Below are 16,284 nucleotides of genomic sequence, written 5' to 3'. Positions count from 1 at the left end.
GGCTGTCGGTGCCACCCGGCACAATGACGTGCGTGAGCGAGACCACCGCGCGGCACCCGACGAAGCAGACCACGGCCGCGAGCAGCGACGAGCACCTCCCGGACGACGTCCGGCACCGCTGGGCCGAGCTGGCCGAGCAGATCGAGGGGCACCGCTTCGCCTACTACGTCCGCGAGGCGCCGACGGTCAGCGACGGCGAGTTCGACGCCCTGCTGCGCGAGCTCGAGCAGCTCGAGGACGCCCATCCCGGCCTGCGCACGCCCGACAGCCCCACCCAGGTGGTCGGTGGGACCTTCTCGACTGAGTTCACCGCGGTCGACCACCTCGAGCGGATGCTGAGCCTCGACAACGTCTTCAGCATCGAGGAGCTCCGCGCGTGGTGCGACCGCGTCGTGCGCGACGCCGGCAGCTCGGCAGGCAGGGCCATCGCGTGGCTGTGCGAGCTGAAGATCGACGGCCTGGCCATCGACCTGGTCTACGAGCGTGGCCGCCTGGTGCGCGCCGCCACCCGCGGCGACGGGCGTACCGGCGAGGACGTCACCTTGAACGTGCGCACGCTGCGCGGCGTCCCGAGCCAGCTCGAGGGCGACGACGTGCCCGAGCTCGTCGAGGTGCGCGGCGAGGTGTACTTCCCGACCGCCGACTTCGCTGAGCTCAACGCGGCGCTGGTCGAGGCCGGCCGGGCGCCGTTCGCCAACCCGCGCAACGCGGCGTCGGGCTCGCTGCGACAGAAGGACCCCAAGGTCACGGCGTCGCGCCCGCTGCGCCTGATCGTGCACGGCATCGGTGCTCGTCGCGGGTTCGAGCAGCACGGCATCGAGCTGTCCACGCAGTCCCAGGCGTACGAGCTGCTCGCGCGGTGGGGCCTGCCGGTCAGCCCGCGCACGCGCGTGGTATCGGAGGTCGAGGAGGTGCTCGCCTACGTCGCGCACCACGGCGAGCACCGGCACGACGTCGAGCACGAGATCGACGGCGTCGTCGTGAAGGTCGACGCGCTCTCGGTGCAACGCCGGCTCGGCTCGACCAGCCGCGCGCCCCGGTGGGCCATCGCGTACAAGTACCCCCCCGAAGAGGTCAACACCACGCTGCTCGACATCCGGGTCAACGTGGGGCGCACCGGCCGCGTCACGCCGTACGCGGTGATGGAGCCGGTGCTCGTCTCCGGATCCACGGTCGAGATGGCGACGCTGCACAACGCCGACGAGGTACGCCGCAAGGGCGTGCTGATCGGCGACACCGTCGTGCTGCGCAAGGCCGGCGACGTCATCCCCGAGGTGCTCGGTCCGGTCGTGGCGCTGCGGCCGGATGACGCCCGCGAGTTCGTCATGCCGACGCACTGCCCGAGCTGCGGCACCGAGCTGCGCCCGCAGCGCGAGGGCGACGTCGACATCCGCTGCCCCAACTCCAGGTCGTGCCCGGCCCAGCTGCGCGAGCGGCTGTTCCACGTCGCCTCCCGCGGTGCCTTCGACATCGAGGCCATGGGCTGGGAGGCCGCGCAGGCACTGCTCGACGCCGGCGTGGTGCACGACGAGGGCGACGTGTTCGGGCTCACCGCCGACGACCTGCGCCAGGTGCCGCTCTACACCCGCAAGGACGGCGAGCTCACGGCGAACGGCGCCAAGCTGCTCGCGAACCTCGAGCAGGCGAGGTCCCAGCCGCTGTGGCGCGTGCTCGTGGCGCTGTCCATCCGCCACGTCGGCCCCACGGCCGCCCGAGCCCTCGCGACCGAGCTGGGCAGCATCGAGGCGATCCGCTCCGCCACGCAGGAGCAGCTCGCCGCCGTCGAGGGCGTCGGCCCCGTCATCGCCGAGGCGGTCCGCGAGTGGTTCGAGGTCGACTGGCACCGCGACGTGGTCGAGAAGTGGGCGCGGGCCGGCGTGCGCATGGCCGACGAGCGCGACGCGTCCGTGCCGCGCACGCTCGAGGGCCTCACCATCGTCGTGACCGGTTCGCTCGAGGGCTTCAGCCGTGACGAGGCCAAGGAGGCGATCCTGGCTCGCGGCGGCAAGGCCTCAGGGAGCGTGTCGAAGAAGACGTCGTTCGTCGTCGTGGGGGAGAGCCCGGGCAGCAAGCACGACAAGGCCGTGCAGCTCGGCGTGCCCGTGCTCGACGAGGCCGGCTTCCGACAGCTGCTCGAGCAGGGGCCACCGCCGAGCGTCGACTGATCGGGCGACGCACCGCTCGAACTGCTCAGGTGAGCCCAGGCCGTGCCGACCTGCACGGTGACGCCTGGTCGACGGCGTGCGGAGGCGGCATCGAGCCCGCATCGAGACCGCATCCAGACGGCCTCGAGACGGCATCGAGACGGCATCGAGACGGCATCCAGACGGCATCGGGGAGACGGCGTGGGCGCAGGCGGCGACGCGCGCAACAGCGTGCGCTCGGCCGACCGGCCGCACCAGCTGGCGGCCTACGTGGCGACCGTGGTCGTCGCCGGGCTGGCGGTGCTCGTCGGCGCAGCGGCCGGCCTGCGCCCGGGCGACCTGTGGGCCATGCCGCACGGCCAGCAGCTCGCCCTGGCCACCTGCTTCGTCCTGGTGGTGCTGGGCGAGCTGCGGCCGGTGATCGGCTCGCACGTGCACGACCCCATGGGGGTCGCGCTCTCGGCCACGTTCGTGTTCCCCGTGCTGCTGCACTTCGGGCTGCTGCCGGCCGCCGTGCTGCACGCCGTGGCCACCGTGGTCGCCGGAACGGTCGAGCGCAGGGCCTGGTGGCGCACCCTCTTCAACGTCGGCCAGTACACCCTGAGCGTCACCGCGGGCTGGGCGGTGCTCGCGGCCCTCGGCATCCATCCCTCGCTCGCCACCCCGTGGACGCCGACGACGCTGCTGGACCTCCTGCTCGTCGGGGTGGTGGCGTTGTCGTGCTTCGCGGTCAACGACGCGCTCGTCGCCGTCGCGGTCAGCCTGGTCTCGGGCCAGTCGCCGTGGACGGCCCTGCTGTCGGACCTGCGCTTCCAGTCGATGGTGTCGTCGGCGCAGTTCGGCCTCGGGCCGCTCGTCGTGGTCCTGATGGAGCACGCCCCGGCCTACGTCGTCCTGACCATCGTGCCGATGTACGCGATCTACCGCAGCGCCGCCGCCAGCCGGCGCAGCGAGCACCAGGCCCTGCACGACGACCTCACCGGGCTCGCCAACCGCGCGATGCTGGTGCTGCAGGCCGAGAAGGCCATCGAGGAGGCCCTGCGCACCGGTGAGCCGTGCGCGCTCTACCTGCTCGACCTCGACCGGTTCAAGGAGGTCAACGACGTCCTCGGGCACCCGGTCGGAGACCAGGTGCTGCGCAGCGTCGCCACCCGGCTCGAGGGCGCCCTGCGGCCCGACGACCTGGTGGCGCGCCTCGGCGGTGACGAGTTCGCCGTCCTGGCCCGACGGGTGCCCGACGCCGCCAGCGCCGTGGTCATCGGCGAGCGGCTGCGCACGGCCCTGGACGCCGAGCTCGTGATCGACGGCCAGCTGATCGACCTCGAAGGCAGCATCGGCGTCGCGATGGTGCCCGACCACGCCAGCGAGTACGAGGTGCTGTTCTCGCGCGCCGACGTCGCGATGTACCTCGCGAAGGCCGACCGCGCCGGCGTCCAGGTGTACGACCCGCGCCGCGACGCGAACTCGGCGTCGCGCATCGGCCTGATCAGCGGCCTGCGGCACGCCATCGAGCACGGTGAGATCGAGCTGCACTACCAGCCCAAGGCGCGCCTCGGTGACCAGTCGGTGTGCGGCGTCGAGGCGCTGGTGCGGTGGAACCACCCGGTGCGCGGCGTGGTGCCACCGGACGACTTCATCCCCGTGGCCGAGCAGTCCGGCCTCATGCACCGCCTCACCGAGGTCGTGCTCGACCTCGCGCTGGCCCAGGTGCGGATGTGGCAGGACGCCGGCATGGACGTCCCCGTCGCCGTCAACGTGTCGTTCCGCGACCTGCTCGACATGACCCTGGCGGCGCGCCTGGCTGACCTGCTGACCCGGCACGGCGTCGCGCCGTCGCTGCTCACGCTCGAGATCACCGAGCGCGTGCTCACGGCCGACATGGAGCGGGCCCGCCTCACCCTGCAGTCGCTGCGCGACCTCGGCGTGCGGCTCTCGCTCGACGACTTCGGCACCGGCTGGTCGTCGCTGCGGCTGCTGCGCGAGCTGCCCCTGGCCGAGATCAAGATCGACCGCAGCTTCGTCAGCCGGGCGGCCGTCGTCGAGGAGGACGCCGTGGTGGTGCAAGCCACCACGCGCCTCGCCCACGGCCTCGGCCTGCACGTGGTCGCCGAGGGGATCGAGACGGCCGTCACGTGGAACGCCATCGCCGACATGGCGTGCGACAGCGCCCAGGGCTGGCACATCGCCCGGCCGATGCCGGCGCGCACGGCGACGACCTGGCTCGCCGAGCGACTGCTCGACGGACGGCTCGCGGACGAGGCGCCGGCGGCCCACCCCTAGACTTGCCGGCATGTCCGAACCCTCCAGCCATGCCTCCGCAAGCCCCGGCAGCGACGGCCTGAGCCGCGCGGACGTCGCGCACCTGGCCGGTCTGGCCCGCATCGAGGCCACCGACGCCGAGCTCGACCGCCTCGCCGGCCAGCTCGGCGTGATCCTGGAGTCGGTGGCCCGCGTCGGCGAGGTCGCGGCGGACGACGTGCCGCCGATGTCGCACCCGCTGCCGCTCACCAACGTCACGCGGCCAGACGTTCCGGTGCCCGGGCTGACGCCCGAGCAGGCCCTGAGCGGTGCCCCTGAGTCCGAGCAGCAGCGCTTCCGCGTCCCGCGCATCCTGGAGGAGGACTGATGGCCGCCCCGATCGCCGAGCCCAGCGACCTGACCCGCCGATCGGCGGCCGAGCTGGCGCAGGCGCTGCAGTCGGGCGAGGTGTCGGCCGTGGAGGTGACGCAGGCCCACCTCGACCGCATCCGCGCGGTCGACGGCGCGGTGCACGCGTTCCTGCACGTCGCCGACGAGCAGGCGCTCGCGGCGGCTCGCGCCGTCGATGAGCGGCGGGCGGCCGGTGAGCCGGTGCACGCGCTCGCCGGCGTGCCGGTCGCGGTGAAGGACGTCGTCGCCACGAAGGGCCTGCCGACCACCGCGGGGTCGCGCCTGCTCGAGGGCTGGGTGCCGCCGTACGACGCCACGCTCGTCGAGCGACTCAAGGGCGCCGGCATGGTGGTGCTCGGCAAGACGAACATGGACGAGTTCGCGATGGGCAGCTCCACCGAGCACTCGGCCTTCGGCCCCACCCACAACCCGTGGGACCTCGAGCGCATCCCCGGCGGGTCGGGTGGGGGCTCGGCTGCCGCGGTCGCGGCGTTCGAGGCGCCCCTGGCGATCGGCACCGACACGGGCGGTTCGATCCGTCAGCCGGCGGCCGTCACGGGCACGGTGGGTGTGAAACCCACCTACGGCGGCGTGTCGCGTTACGGCCTCATCGCGTTGGCCAGCAGCCTCGACCAGGCCGGCCCGTGCACCCGCACTGTGCTGGACGCCGCGCTGCTGCACGAGGTCATCGGCGGCCACGACCCGCGCGACTCCACCAGCATCGACGGCCCGGTGCCCGCGGTCGTCGAGGCGGCGCGGCGCGCCGACGTGCGCGGCCTGAGGATCGGCGTCGTCCGCGAGCTCGGTGGCGAGGGCTACCAGGCGGGGGTGCGAACGCGCTTCGACGAGGCGGTCGAGCTGCTCACCGGCGCCGGCGCCGAGGTGGTCGAGGTGACGTGCCCGCACTTCGAGTACGCCCTGGCGGCGTACTACCTCATCCTGCCGAGCGAGGCGAGCAGCAACCTCGCCAAGTTCGACGCCATGCGCTACGGCTTGCGGGTGCTGCCCGAGGGCGTCGACGCGCCGACCGCCGAGCAGGTCATGGCGGCCACGCGCGACGCGGGCTTCGGCGACGAGGCCAAGCGCCGCATCATCCTCGGCACCTACGCGCTGTCGAGCGGCTACTACGACGCCTACTACGGCCAGGCGCAGAAGGTGCGCACGCTCATCGCCCGCGACTTCGAGGCGGCGTTCGCTCAGGCCGACGTCCTGATCTCGCCGACGGCGCCGACGACGGCGTTCCGCCTGGGCGAGAAGCTCGACGACCCGCTCGCCATGTACCTCAACGACATCGCGACGATCCCGGCGAACCTCGCGGGCGTGCCGGGGATGTCGTTGCCGGCCGGCCTGGCCGACGAGGACGGCCTGCCCGTGGGCGTGCAGCTGCTCGCGCCCGCGACGCACGACCACCGGCTGTACGCGGTCGGTGCCGCGCTCGAGCAGATGCTGCTCGAGCGATGGGGCGGCCCGCTGCTGTCGAAGGCCCCTGAGCTGGAGGTGCTCGCGTGACCACCACGTCCGCCACGAGCTCGTCGTCCGACGAGCTGTTGCTGCCCTACGACGAGGCGGTGCAGCGCTTCGACCCGGTGCTCGGGCTCGAGGTGCACGTCGAGCTGTCGACGGCCACCAAGATGTTCTGCGGCTGCGGCACGGCGTTCGGCGCCGAGCCGAACACCCAGGTGTGCCCGGTGTGCCTCGGCCTGCCCGGCGCCCTGCCGGTGGTCAACGAGGCCGCTGTCGAGTCGGCGATCCGGATCGGCCTGGCCCTGCACTGCGACATCACCCCGTGGGGGCGGTTCGCGCGCAAGAACTACTTCTACCCGGACATGCCGAAGAACTTCCAGACCTCGCAGTACGACGAGCCGATCGCCACCAACGGCTACCTCGACGTCGAGCTGGACGACGGTACGACCTACCGCGTCGCCATCGAGCGCGCCCACATGGAGGAGGACACCGGCAAGTCCCTGCACGTCGGCGGCTCCACCGGACGCATCCACGGCGCGGAGTACTCGCTGGTCGACTACAACCGCGCGGGCATCCCGCTCATCGAGATCGTCACCAAGCCGCTGACCGGTGCGGGGGAGCGGGCGCCGGAGGTGGCGCGCGCGTACGTCGCGACGCTGCGCGACCTGCTGCGCGCGCTCGGCGTCTCCGACGTCCGCATGGAGCAGGGGTCGCTGCGCTGCGACGCGAACGTGTCGCTGCGCGAGCGGCGCGACGACGACCAGGACGCCGTGCCGCTCGGCACCCGCACCGAGACCAAGAACGTCAACTCCCTGCGCAGCGTCGAGCGGGCGGTGCGGTACGAGATCTGCCGCCAGGGCGCCCGGCTGGTGGCTGGCGACGTGATCGTGCAAGAGACTCGGCACTGGCACGAGGACTCCGGCCTCACGACGTCCGGACGCGTGAAGTCCGACGCCGAGGACTACCGGTACTTCCCCGAGCCCGACCTGGTGCCCGTGGCTCCGGACGCCGCCTGGGTGGAGCACCTGCGCACCACGCTGCCGGAGCCGCCGGCGCAGCGCCGCCGCCGGCTGCAGCAGGACTGGGGCTTCACCGACCTGGAGATGCGCGACCTGGTGAACGCCGGCGCCACCGAGCTGGTCGAGGACACCGTCGCCGCCGGCGCCTCACCGGCCGCCGCGCGCAAGTGGTGGTCGGGAGAGCTGGCCCGCCGGGCCAACGCGGAGGGCCAGGAGCTGGCCTCGCTGCCGGTCACGGCCGAGCAGGTCGCCCAGCTGGCGGGGCTGGTGGAGTCCGGCCGGATCAACGACACCATCGCGCGCCAGGTGCTCGACGGCGTGCTCGCCGGCGAGGGCTCGCCGGAGGAGGTCGTCACGGCCCGCGGTCTCGAGGTGGTCTCCGACGACGGTGCCCTCGGTGCCGCCATCGACCGCGCGATCGAGGCCAACCCCGACGTCGCCGAGAAGATCCGTGGCGGCAAGGTCGCCGCGGCCGGGGCGCTGATCGGTGCGGTGATGAAGGAGATGCGCGGTCAGGCCGACGCCGGGCGGGTGCGTGAGCTGGTGCTCGAGCGCCTCACCTGATGCGCTGGTCGGGTCAGACCCGCAGCCGGCTCGCCTTCTGCCCGTACATGCGCTCGTCCGCGAGGTGCATGAGCGGGCCGAAGGCGTCGGCGTCGGTGGGGTAGACGCTCCAGCCGATCGACGCCGACACCGACACCAGGCGACCGGCCAGCTCGACCGGCTCGGCGACGGCGTCCCGCAGCGACGCGGCCACCTGCTCGGCCTGGGCTGCCGCGTCGTGCGCGTCCAGTCCGGGTAGCGCGACGAGGAACTCGTCACCACCCAGGCGGGCCAGCAGGTCGCCGCGGCGAAGGCTGGCGCGCAAGCGCTCGGCGACGCGCACGAGCAGCTCGTCACCGGCGGCGTGGCCGAGCTCGTCGTTCACCGGCTTGAAGCCGTTGAGGTCGAGGAACAGCAGCGCGAGCCCGCGTTCGGTGAGCTGAGCGTCCCAGAGCGCCGCCTCGACCTCGCTCTCCAGTCGACGGCGGTTCATCAAGCCGGTGAGCGGATCGGTGTACGCCAGCTGCTCGATGCGGGTCAGGTAGCTGCGGGCTCGGTCGCGCTCGTGCACCAACGCGCGCTGCGCCTCGACCTGGGCGGTGACGTCGTTCTGCACGCCGATGTACTGCACGACCCGACCTTCGGCGTCCACGACCGGTGCCAGGTAGATCTCGTTCCACCACGGGATGCGCTGCTCGCCGCGGTAGTTCAGGAGGGTCTCGCGGCACTCCTCGCCGCGCGAAACGGCGGCCCGGATGCGAGCCACGGCGTCGCGGTCGGTGTCGGGACCCTGCAGGAACCGGCAGTTGCGGCCGACCAGCCGCTCCAGGGGCAGGCCGGCGAGCTCGGCGAACGCCGTGTTGGCGTACACGAGCGGCTGGTCGGGCCGGCGGACGTCGGCGATGGTGATGCCGCTGTTGGTGGCCGCGAGCGCCCGGTGCAGCACCGCCTCGCCCTCGACGGCCAGGGTGAGGGCCGCACCGGCCGTCGCCGGCTCCCCGGCCGCCGTGCACTCGTCCGCGCACTCGTCCGCGCACTCGTCCGCGGGCCGGGACTCGGTGCCGTGCGGACGCGGCGGCGTCACCTCGGGCGCCACCCGCGACAGCAGCCGCTGCGCCGCCTCGACCACGGTCGCGCGGTCGTAGGTGAGCGCGTACTCGAACTCGCGCTGCAGGTCCGGCCCGGTGGAGCCGAGGTCGGTAGCCAGCAGGGCGGCGCAGAAGTGCGGGCTGACGACCACGAGGTCCCACTCGCCGCGCACCGGGTCGTCGGGGGCGAGGGCCGCGCCGCGCAGGCCGGGCAGCGGCTCGACGGCGAGCCCCTCGCCGAGGGCGCAGACGAACCCCGTGCGGTCGACCAGGTCGCGATAGCGCTGGGCCGTGGCTGCCGTGAAGTTCACGGCCTCCTGGAACGTCGCAGCGACCACGCAGGTCTCTCCGACGCGCATCGCCTCGCGCTCCAAGTGCTTGCTCAGCTCGACGAGCAGTGCCTTCGGGGCCCGCCGGCGCGGCACCCCGGGCGGCAGGGCCGCGAACGGCGAACCGTCGGTGGCTGTGCCGCGGCGCACGACCGTCAGGTCGAGGCTGCCGGTCGCGTGATCCGTCGCCGGGCCGGGCGCCGGGCGGCCGAAGTGCCAGCCCTGGCCCAGCGTCGCGCCCAGGGCCAGAGCGACCCGCAGGTGACGCTCGTCCTCGATGCCTTCCGCGAGGATGCGCGCACCGGTGCGCTCGGCGTGGGCGTTCACCGCGTTCATGATCTCGGCGACGTCCGGGCCGGGCCGGTCCTGCACGAGGCGCAGGTCGAGCTTGACCACGTCGGGGCGCAGCAGCGGCATGAAGGCCAGGGACGCCGACTCCGCACCGACGTCGTCGAGGGCCACCCCCCAGCCGAGGTCGCGCACCCGCTGCACTGTGCGCAGCAGCTCGGCCGGGCGCTTGGCCAGCGCGCGCTCGGTGATCTCCAGCACCACGCGCAACCGTCCGGGTGCGGCGTCGGCGATCGCGAGCAGGTCGTCGAGCGGCGCGGCGTCGAGCACCTCCGGCTCGACGTTCACGAACAGCGTGAGCGGTTCGAGCAGGCCGTGCTCGATGGCCCCGCGGAAGGCGGCGGCTCGGCACGCCTCGTCCAGCTCGGGCAGGCACCCCTCGGCGCGCGCGGCGTCGAACAGCGCCACCGGGCTCTCGAGGGGCCCGTGCGGGCCGCGCGCGAGCGCCTCGTAGGCGACGACTCGGCCGGACTCCAGCTCGATGATGGGTTGGAACACGCTGCGGACGGCGGCATCCGCCAGGACGTCGTGGATCGTCAGAGGCACGGGTGCTCTATCGGCAGGTCTGCGGGCGCAGTCAAGGGCGAACCGCAGGGGTGATCCGCACGGGCCAGCTGCCACGGCCACCGGCGGCGAGTGCGGCGCACCGGCCGCTCAGGGCGGGCGTCCGGGCTGCCGATAGAGCAGCCGTGAGAGCAGGGGAGACGGTCTCACCGCGGCTGCGCGGCCCGGTGATGATGACGTCCGGCGTGCTGGCGGCGACTGCCGTGTCGGTGCTGGCGCGCGTGCATCCCGCCACGGCGGTGGCCGTGGCCGCGTTGTTCTCGGGACTGCTCGCGGTGGTCACCGGCCTGGTGGTGCTCGTCACGTCCTGGCGCCGCGGTGACGCGATGCGGCTGTCGGCGCGCTTCCTCGCGATGGCCATGGTGACGTGGGGCGTGGGTCAGCTCGTCATCGGTGGTGAGGCCTCCCTGGGTGACCCGGTGTTCCCGACCCTCGGTGACGTGCTCGGCACGGTGTCGGCACCGCTCGGCGTCACGGGCCTGCTGCTCGCGCTGCGCCCGCGCTCGGTGCGCACCCACTGGGCGCGGATGACGCTCGACTCGCTCCTGCTCGGCTGCGCGACGCTGCTGATGCTCTGGCGCGTCGCCTACCGCCCGGCGCTGCTCTCCGGCGGTCTGTCGGCCGGGGACGCACTGGCCCTGCTGATCGCGCTGATCGAGACCAGCATCCTCGCGCTGCTGGTGCTGGGCTGGCTGCGCGAGTTCGACCGCGGGCTGCTGCTGACGATGCTCGGTTTCGCGGTCTACGCCGCGGCCGACGGCTACACGCTGCGGTCGGTGGCCCAGGGCCACCTGTGGCCGTGGGCGGCCGCGGCGTTGTGGTGCATCGCCTGGCCGGCCATCGGTGAAGGGGTGCTGCGGCTGCAACCCGCGCGGCACGCGGACGACGGCCGGGCCTCGGAGGCGCGCGTCGCGCTCACCACCACCGTCGTGACCTTCATCGTGCTGGTCGTCGCCGTTGCCGCGTTCGCGGGCGACCCGGTGACTGACAGCGTCACGATCGCCGTCGCCGTCGCCATGATCGCGGTCTTCTCCGCGCGCGAGGCCTGGACCGGCGTCCAGCGCGGCCGCCTGATGCGCTCGCTGACCCGGCAGGCGATGCAGGACCCCCTGACCGGGCTGGGTAACCGGCGAGCGCTGGGCTGGCGGCTCGAGGAGTTGGCGGACACACCCGAGGGTGCCGTGCTGACCCTCGACCTGGACGGCTTCAAGGAGGTCAACGACGTCCTCGGGCACTCCCGCGGTGACGACCTGCTCGTGGCCGTGGCCGACTGCGTGCACGCCGCCCTGGAGCCGGACTGCCGTGCCTTCCGGGTGGGCGGTGACGAGTTCGTCGTCGTCGTGCCGGGCGGTGGTGGTCGTGACCGTGCGCTGGCCCACACCCTGCTGGAGGCCGTGCGCGCGGCGGCCCTCGCCCTTCCCGGGGCGGCAGCGGTGCGGGTGTCGACGAGCATCGGTGTCGCGCGCTGGTCGGGGGGCGCTACGGCCGCGGCGGTCGTGGAGAGCGGTGTCGCGTTGCACGCGGCCAAGCAGTCCGGGCGCGATCGGGTCGAGCGCTACGACGGCCCCGTCGCGGCGCAGCACCGCCGCTCCCTCGACGTCGAACGCCGGCTGCGGGTGGCGGTGCGCACTGGCGACGTGGACGTGCACTACCAACCGGTGCTGCGGCTGGAGTCCGAGGCATCCGAGGCATCCGAGGCATCCGAGGCAGTGGTCGGCTTCGAGGCCCTGGCCCGGTGGGTCGACCCGCTGCTGGGCCGGGTCACGCCCGACGAGTTCATCCCGGCCGCCGAGCGCTGCGGTCTCATCGCCGAGCTCGGAACCCACGTGCTGCGCCGCTCGCTCGCCGACCTCGCAGCGCTCGACGCGAGTGTGGCCGGGGCGCGCGTCGCAGTGAACGTCTCGCCGGTGCAGCTGCGCTCGCCGACCTTCGCGGCCGACGTGGCCGACCTGCTGGCCGAGGCGGGGGTGCCGGCGACCCGGCTCGTCATCGAGGTCACCGAGTCCGCCTTCGTGGGTGAGGACGCCGGTGAGCTGGGCCAGCTGCAGCAGCTGCGCGCGCTCGGCGTCTGGGTCGCGATCGACGACTTCGGCAGCGGCTACTCGGCCCTGGCCTACCTCAGCCGACTGCCCGCCTCGACGCTCAAGCTCGACCAGGGGCTCACCGCGAACCTGACGACTGACCCCCGGGCGCTCGCGGTCATGCGCTCGATCATCGACCTCGGTCGCGCCCTGCCGCTCGACGTCGTCGTGGAGGGCATCGAGACCACCGAGGTGCGCGACGTGGTCCGTGAGCTCGGTGCCCGCTACGCGCAGGGCTGGCTGTACGCCGCCGCCGTCCCGCTCGACCAGGTCGCCGGCGTGGTGGCCGACCTCGAGCGCCGACGTCTCCCGGTGATCCGCGGCTAGCTCGCTCGTGCGTCAGCGCAGGCGCAGCCGCAGCATGCGGTCGTCGTCGCGGGTCGGGGTGCCGCGGGAGCGGTTGCTCGTGATGACGACCAGGGCGCCGTCGGGCTCGAAGGTCGCTGCGCGCAGCCGGCCGTAGCGGCCCTGCAGCAGCGCCTCGGGCCGCCCGGCCGACCCGTCGGCGCGTAACGGCACCCGCCACAGCCGCTCGCCGCGCAGCGCCGCCAGCCAGACGGCGCCGCGCCCGACGGCGATCCCGCTCGGGGAGGCGTCGTCAGTGGGCCACACCACCAAGGGGCGGGTGAAGCCGCGGGCGACGTCGGCGTCGGTGCCCAGGCCCTCCACCACCGGCCAGCCGTAGTTGCGGCCCGGTTCGATCCGGTTGAGCTCGTCCCAGGTGTTCTGGCCGAACTCGCTGGCGTACATCCGGCCGGCCGAGTCCCAGCCGATGCCCTGGACGTTGCGGTGGCCGAACGACCACACCGGCGAGCCCGAGAACGGGTTGCCCGGCGCCGGGTGGCCGTCGCGGGTGATCCGCAGGATCTTGCCGCCGAGCGAACGGCGGTCCTGAGCGTTCGGGCGCTCCCCGGCATCGCCGGTGGTGACGTAGAGCATGCCGTCCGGCCCGAAGGCGAGCCGGCCGCCGTTGTGGTTGCCCGCCCTCGGGATGCCGGTGAGCAGGGGAGTGAGCGGGCCGAGCCGGCCGTCGCGGTACGGCATCGACACGACCCGGTTGTCGGTGTCGGACGTCAGGTACGCGTACAGCGTGTGCTGGTCGCCGGGGGCGAAGGCGAGTCCGAGCAGACCGCCCTCACCCTCGGGGCGCACGCCCGCGACCCGGCCGTCCTGGCCGGTGGCCGGCACGGGGAGGGTCCGGCCGTCCGGTGTCACGCGTACGACGCGAGCCTCGTCGCGCAGTGACACGAGGTACGAGCCGTCGTCGAGCCGGGCCAGACCCCAGGGGACGGCGAGCCCACGGGCGACGACGGTCACGGCGGCGACCTGGCTGGCCGGGCGCTGCGTCGCGACGGCCCCGTTCGCGCTGGTGCTCGAGGTGGTGCTCGAGGTGGTGCTCGACGTGGTGCTCGACGTGGTGCTCGACGCGGGGGAGCCGCCAGGGGCGCCGTGGCCCGAGCAGGCAGCCAGCGCCACGAGCGCCAGCCCGACCGCGGCCGTCTGGCCACACACCCCGAGTCGGCGCATGCTCCAGTCTCACCCCGACCAACGCGCGGCGCACCCCTTCGAGCCGCGTCCGACCCGGTCAGTGCCCTGGCCTACGGTGAGCCCATGGCTGAGCCCTGGGTCGTCACGCTGCCCGAGCAGGACCTCGTCGACGCGGTGGGCCGCCCGCCGGATGGCGTCCGGCTGCGCCTGTGGGACCTCACCGCGCCGCTCGAGGACCCCGACGACGTCACGGTGGTCGTGCCGCCGTACATGGGTGTCGGCGACTGGGGTGCGCAGCTGGCCGGACTGCCCCGACTGCAGCTCGTGCAGACCCTCACCGCCGGCTACGAGACGCTGCTGCCGCTGCTGCCCGAGGGCGTGGCGCTCGCGAACGCGGTGGGCGTGCACGACACGTCGACGGCCGAGCTCGCCGTGGGTCTGGCGATCGCGGCGCTGCGCGGACTGCCGGACTTCGTGCGCGCTGCGGACGACGGCCGGTGGGCGCCGCAACGCAGGCGGGCGCTCGCCGACCGTCACGTCCTCGTGCTCGGCGCCGGAGGCGTCGGCCGCGCGGTGGTCGAGCGGCTGCTGCCCTTCGAGACGCACGTCACCGTCGTCGCTCGCTCGGCCCGGCCGAGCGGGCCGGCCGGACTGCCGGTGCACGGCATCGACGAGCTCGTCCGCCTGCTCCCCGAGCACGATGTCGTCGTGCTCACCGTGCCGCTCGACGACTCCACGCAGGGCCTGGTCGGCGCCGACTTCCTGGCGGCCCTGCCCGACGGCGCGCTCGTCGTGAACGTCGCCCGCGGTGGCGTGGTCGACACCGACGCCCTGCTCGCCGAGCTGCGGTCGGGGCGGCTGCTCGCCGCGCTCGACGTCACGGACCCCGAGCCGCTGCCGCCGGGCCACCCGCTCTGGACGGCGCCGGGTGTGCTCATCAGCCCGCACGTCGGGGGAGCGACGTCCGCCTTTCACCCCCGGGCGGTCGAGATGCTCACCGATCTGCTGGAAAGGCTCTCGACGGGCCGCCCCCCACGCGGCATCGTGGTGCCCGGCCGGGAGCCGTTCACCGGCGACCGATGAGTTCTCCTGGGACGGACAGTCATGACAGGTATGGACACCACCACCACGTCGGTCATCGTCGCCATCGGCACCCGCAAGGGACTCTGGCTCGCCCGCAGTGACGACCGGCGCACCTGGACGCTCGACGGCCCGCACCTGCTCATGACAGAGGTGCCCTCCGTCGCCATCGACACGCGGGGCGGCACGCTGCACCTGCTGGCCGGCGCCCGCTCGGAGCACTGGGGCCCCACGGTGCAGCACAGCGACGACCTCGGCCGCACGTGGACCGAGGCGGACGGCGGCGCGATCGTCTTCCCCGAGGGTGCCGACACCGCGCTCGAGCGGGTCTGGCAGCTGCACCCCGACACCGCTGAGCGGCCCGGCGTGGTCTGGGCCGGCTGCGAGCCGACGTCCCTGTGGCGCAGCGACGACGGCGGGTGCACCTTCTCGCTGGTGCAGGGCCTGTGGGACCACCCCCACCGTCCGCAGTGGTATCCCGGCTTCGGGGGTGCCGCGGTGCACACCGTGGTGCCGCACCCCACCGACGACCAGCGCGTCACCGTGGCCATGAGCACCGGCGGCGTCTACTGCACCGAGGACGGCGGCTCGACGTGGAACCCGCGCAACCGGGGCATCCACGTGAAGTTCATGCCCGATCCCTACCCGGAGTTCGGCCAGTGCGTGCACAAGGTGGCCGCGGCCGGGCCGGACGGCGCCCGGTGGTACGCCCAGAACCACCACGGCGTCTACCGCAGCGACGACGCCGGAGCGAGCTGGCAGTCCATCGCTGACGGGCTGCCCGCCGACTTCGGGTTCGTCGCCCTCGGTCATCCGCGTAACGCCGACACCGCCTGGGTCGTGCCGCTCACCGCCGACGCGCAGCGCGTGCCACCGGACGGCCGGCTGCGCGTCCACCGCACCACCGACGGTGGCGCCACGTGGACCCCGAACGCGTCCGGCCTGCCCGACGACTGCTGGGTCACGCCGCTGCGCGACGCGGCGTGCGTAGACGCCCTCGACCCCGTGGGCGTCTACGTCGGCACGCGCGCCGGCGCGGTCTACGCCAGCGCCGACGAGGGCCGCACGTTCACGACCATCGCCGAGAACCTGCCCGACGTGCTCTGCGTGCGCGCCGCCGTCGTCCCGGCGTGAGGAGCGACACCGTGGTCGTCGACGTCCAGCTGCCCGGCGTGCTGCGCGAGCACGCCGGGGGGCAGGACGTCGTGCGCCTCGAGCTCGCCGACGACGCCACCGTGGCCGGTGCGCTCGCGGCCCTGGCGCGGCAGTGGCCGGCGCTGGGCCGCCGCTTGCGCGATGACACCGGGGCCGTGCGCCGACACGTCAACCTGTTCGTCGACGGTGACGACGTGCGCTCGCTCGATCGCGCCGGCACGGCGTTGCACGACGGCGCGGTGCTCCACGTGCTGCCGTCGGTGGCTGGTGGGTGAGCACCGTCACCGCTCAGGTGATGGGATGCCCGTCCACCTGGCGGGACGCCGGTCCTA

Annotated in this window: 11 protein-coding genes; 9 read left to right on the top strand and 2 right to left on the bottom strand. The window is 73.7% G+C overall.

The features are described 5' to 3' along the window. Positions 1 to 23: 23 nt before the first annotated feature. From ligA to gatB, 5 genes are all read left to right on the top strand, one after another. Entirely contained in the window at positions 24 to 2,165 is a 2,142-nt protein-coding gene (gene ligA / locus ASD06_RS00770; protein WP_056671926.1) for an NAD-dependent DNA ligase LigA, read from the top strand. Between the two features lie 180 nt (positions 2,166 to 2,345). Continuing rightward, positions 2,346 to 4,424, top strand: a complete 2,079-nt coding sequence (locus ASD06_RS00765; RefSeq protein WP_056671923.1) for a bifunctional diguanylate cyclase/phosphodiesterase — start codon at positions 2,346 to 2,348, stop codon at positions 4,422 to 4,424. 10 nt (positions 4,425 to 4,434) lie between these two features. After that, entirely contained in the window at positions 4,435 to 4,770 is a 336-nt protein-coding gene (gatC, locus tag ASD06_RS00760; protein WP_056671920.1) for an Asp-tRNA(Asn)/Glu-tRNA(Gln) amidotransferase subunit GatC, read from the top strand. Beyond that, a complete protein-coding gene (gene gatA, locus ASD06_RS00755) occupies positions 4,770 to 6,302 on the top strand; it encodes an Asp-tRNA(Asn)/Glu-tRNA(Gln) amidotransferase subunit GatA (protein WP_056671917.1) in 1,533 nt (510 codons plus the stop codon). Before gatC ends, gatA begins: the two co-directional genes overlap by 1 nt. After that, on the top strand, positions 6,299 to 7,840 hold the full coding sequence (gatB, locus tag ASD06_RS00750) for an Asp-tRNA(Asn)/Glu-tRNA(Gln) amidotransferase subunit GatB (RefSeq protein WP_056671914.1): 1,542 nt from the start codon (positions 6,299 to 6,301) through the stop codon (positions 7,838 to 7,840). Before gatA ends, gatB begins: the two co-directional genes overlap by 4 nt. Before the next feature lie 13 nt (positions 7,841 to 7,853). Here the strand turns inward: gatB and ASD06_RS00745 are convergent, their stop codons facing one another. Next, positions 7,854 to 10,130, bottom strand: a complete 2,277-nt coding sequence (locus ASD06_RS00745; protein ID WP_056671911.1) for a diguanylate cyclase domain-containing protein — start codon at positions 10,128 to 10,130, stop codon at positions 7,854 to 7,856. A 143-nt stretch (positions 10,131 to 10,273) separates the two neighbouring features. Here ASD06_RS00745 and ASD06_RS00740 point away from each other — a divergent pair, with 143 nt between their 5' ends. Continuing rightward, on the top strand, positions 10,274 to 12,556 hold the full coding sequence (locus ASD06_RS00740; RefSeq protein WP_157371422.1) for a bifunctional diguanylate cyclase/phosphodiesterase: 2,283 nt from the start codon (positions 10,274 to 10,276) through the stop codon (positions 12,554 to 12,556). A gap of 12 nt (positions 12,557 to 12,568) precedes the next feature. Here the strand turns inward: ASD06_RS00740 and ASD06_RS00735 are convergent, their stop codons facing one another. Beyond that, a complete protein-coding gene (locus ASD06_RS00735) occupies positions 12,569 to 13,756 on the bottom strand; it encodes a sorbosone dehydrogenase family protein (RefSeq protein WP_056671905.1) in 1,188 nt (395 codons plus the stop codon). Between the two features lie 84 nt (positions 13,757 to 13,840). Here ASD06_RS00735 and ASD06_RS00730 point away from each other — a divergent pair, with 84 nt between their 5' ends. Genes ASD06_RS00730 through ASD06_RS00720 form a run of 3 tightly spaced genes read left to right on the top strand, consistent with a single transcriptional unit; the run spans position 13,841 to position 16,227 of the window. Further along, positions 13,841 to 14,800 (top strand): 2-hydroxyacid dehydrogenase, encoded by a 960-nt coding sequence (locus tag ASD06_RS00730; RefSeq protein ID WP_056671902.1) that lies wholly within the window; start codon positions 13,841 to 13,843, stop codon positions 14,798 to 14,800. Positions 14,801 to 14,830: 30 nt separating this feature from the next. Then, the gene (locus ASD06_RS00725; RefSeq protein WP_200941771.1) at positions 14,831 to 15,931 is read left to right on the top strand and encodes a hypothetical protein; all 1,101 of its coding nucleotides are present in this window, start codon (positions 14,831 to 14,833) and stop codon (positions 15,929 to 15,931) included. Then, positions 15,928 to 16,227, top strand: a complete 300-nt coding sequence (locus ASD06_RS00720) for a ubiquitin-like small modifier protein 1 (protein WP_200941770.1) — start codon at positions 15,928 to 15,930, stop codon at positions 16,225 to 16,227. Before ASD06_RS00725 ends, ASD06_RS00720 begins: the two co-directional genes overlap by 4 nt. Positions 16,228 to 16,284: the final 57 nt, after the last annotated feature.

It is taken from the genome of Angustibacter sp. Root456 (assembly GCF_001426435.1).
Taxonomy (GTDB): Bacteria; Actinomycetota; Actinomycetes; order Actinomycetales; family Angustibacteraceae; genus Angustibacter.
Note: the sequence above shows the minus strand (reverse complement) of the source record. Positions and strands in the feature narration are given on the sequence as shown.

Coding starts and splice junctions, on each gene's coding strand:
- ligA (WP_056671926.1), top strand. CDS start 24: ATGACGTGCGTGAGCGAGACCACCGCGCGGCACCCGACGAAGCAGACC.
- gatC (WP_056671920.1), top strand. CDS start 4,435: ATGTCCGAACCCTCCAGCCATGCCTCCGCAAGCCCCGGCAGCGACGGC.
- gatA (WP_056671917.1), top strand. CDS start 4,770: ATGGCCGCCCCGATCGCCGAGCCCAGCGACCTGACCCGCCGATCGGCG.
- ASD06_RS00735 (WP_056671905.1), bottom strand. CDS start 13,756: ATGCGCCGACTCGGGGTGTGTGGCCAGACGGCCGCGGTCGGGCTGGCG.
- ASD06_RS00730 (WP_056671902.1), top strand. CDS start 13,841: ATGGCTGAGCCCTGGGTCGTCACGCTGCCCGAGCAGGACCTCGTCGAC.
- ASD06_RS00725 (WP_200941771.1), top strand. CDS start 14,831: ATGGACACCACCACCACGTCGGTCATCGTCGCCATCGGCACCCGCAAG.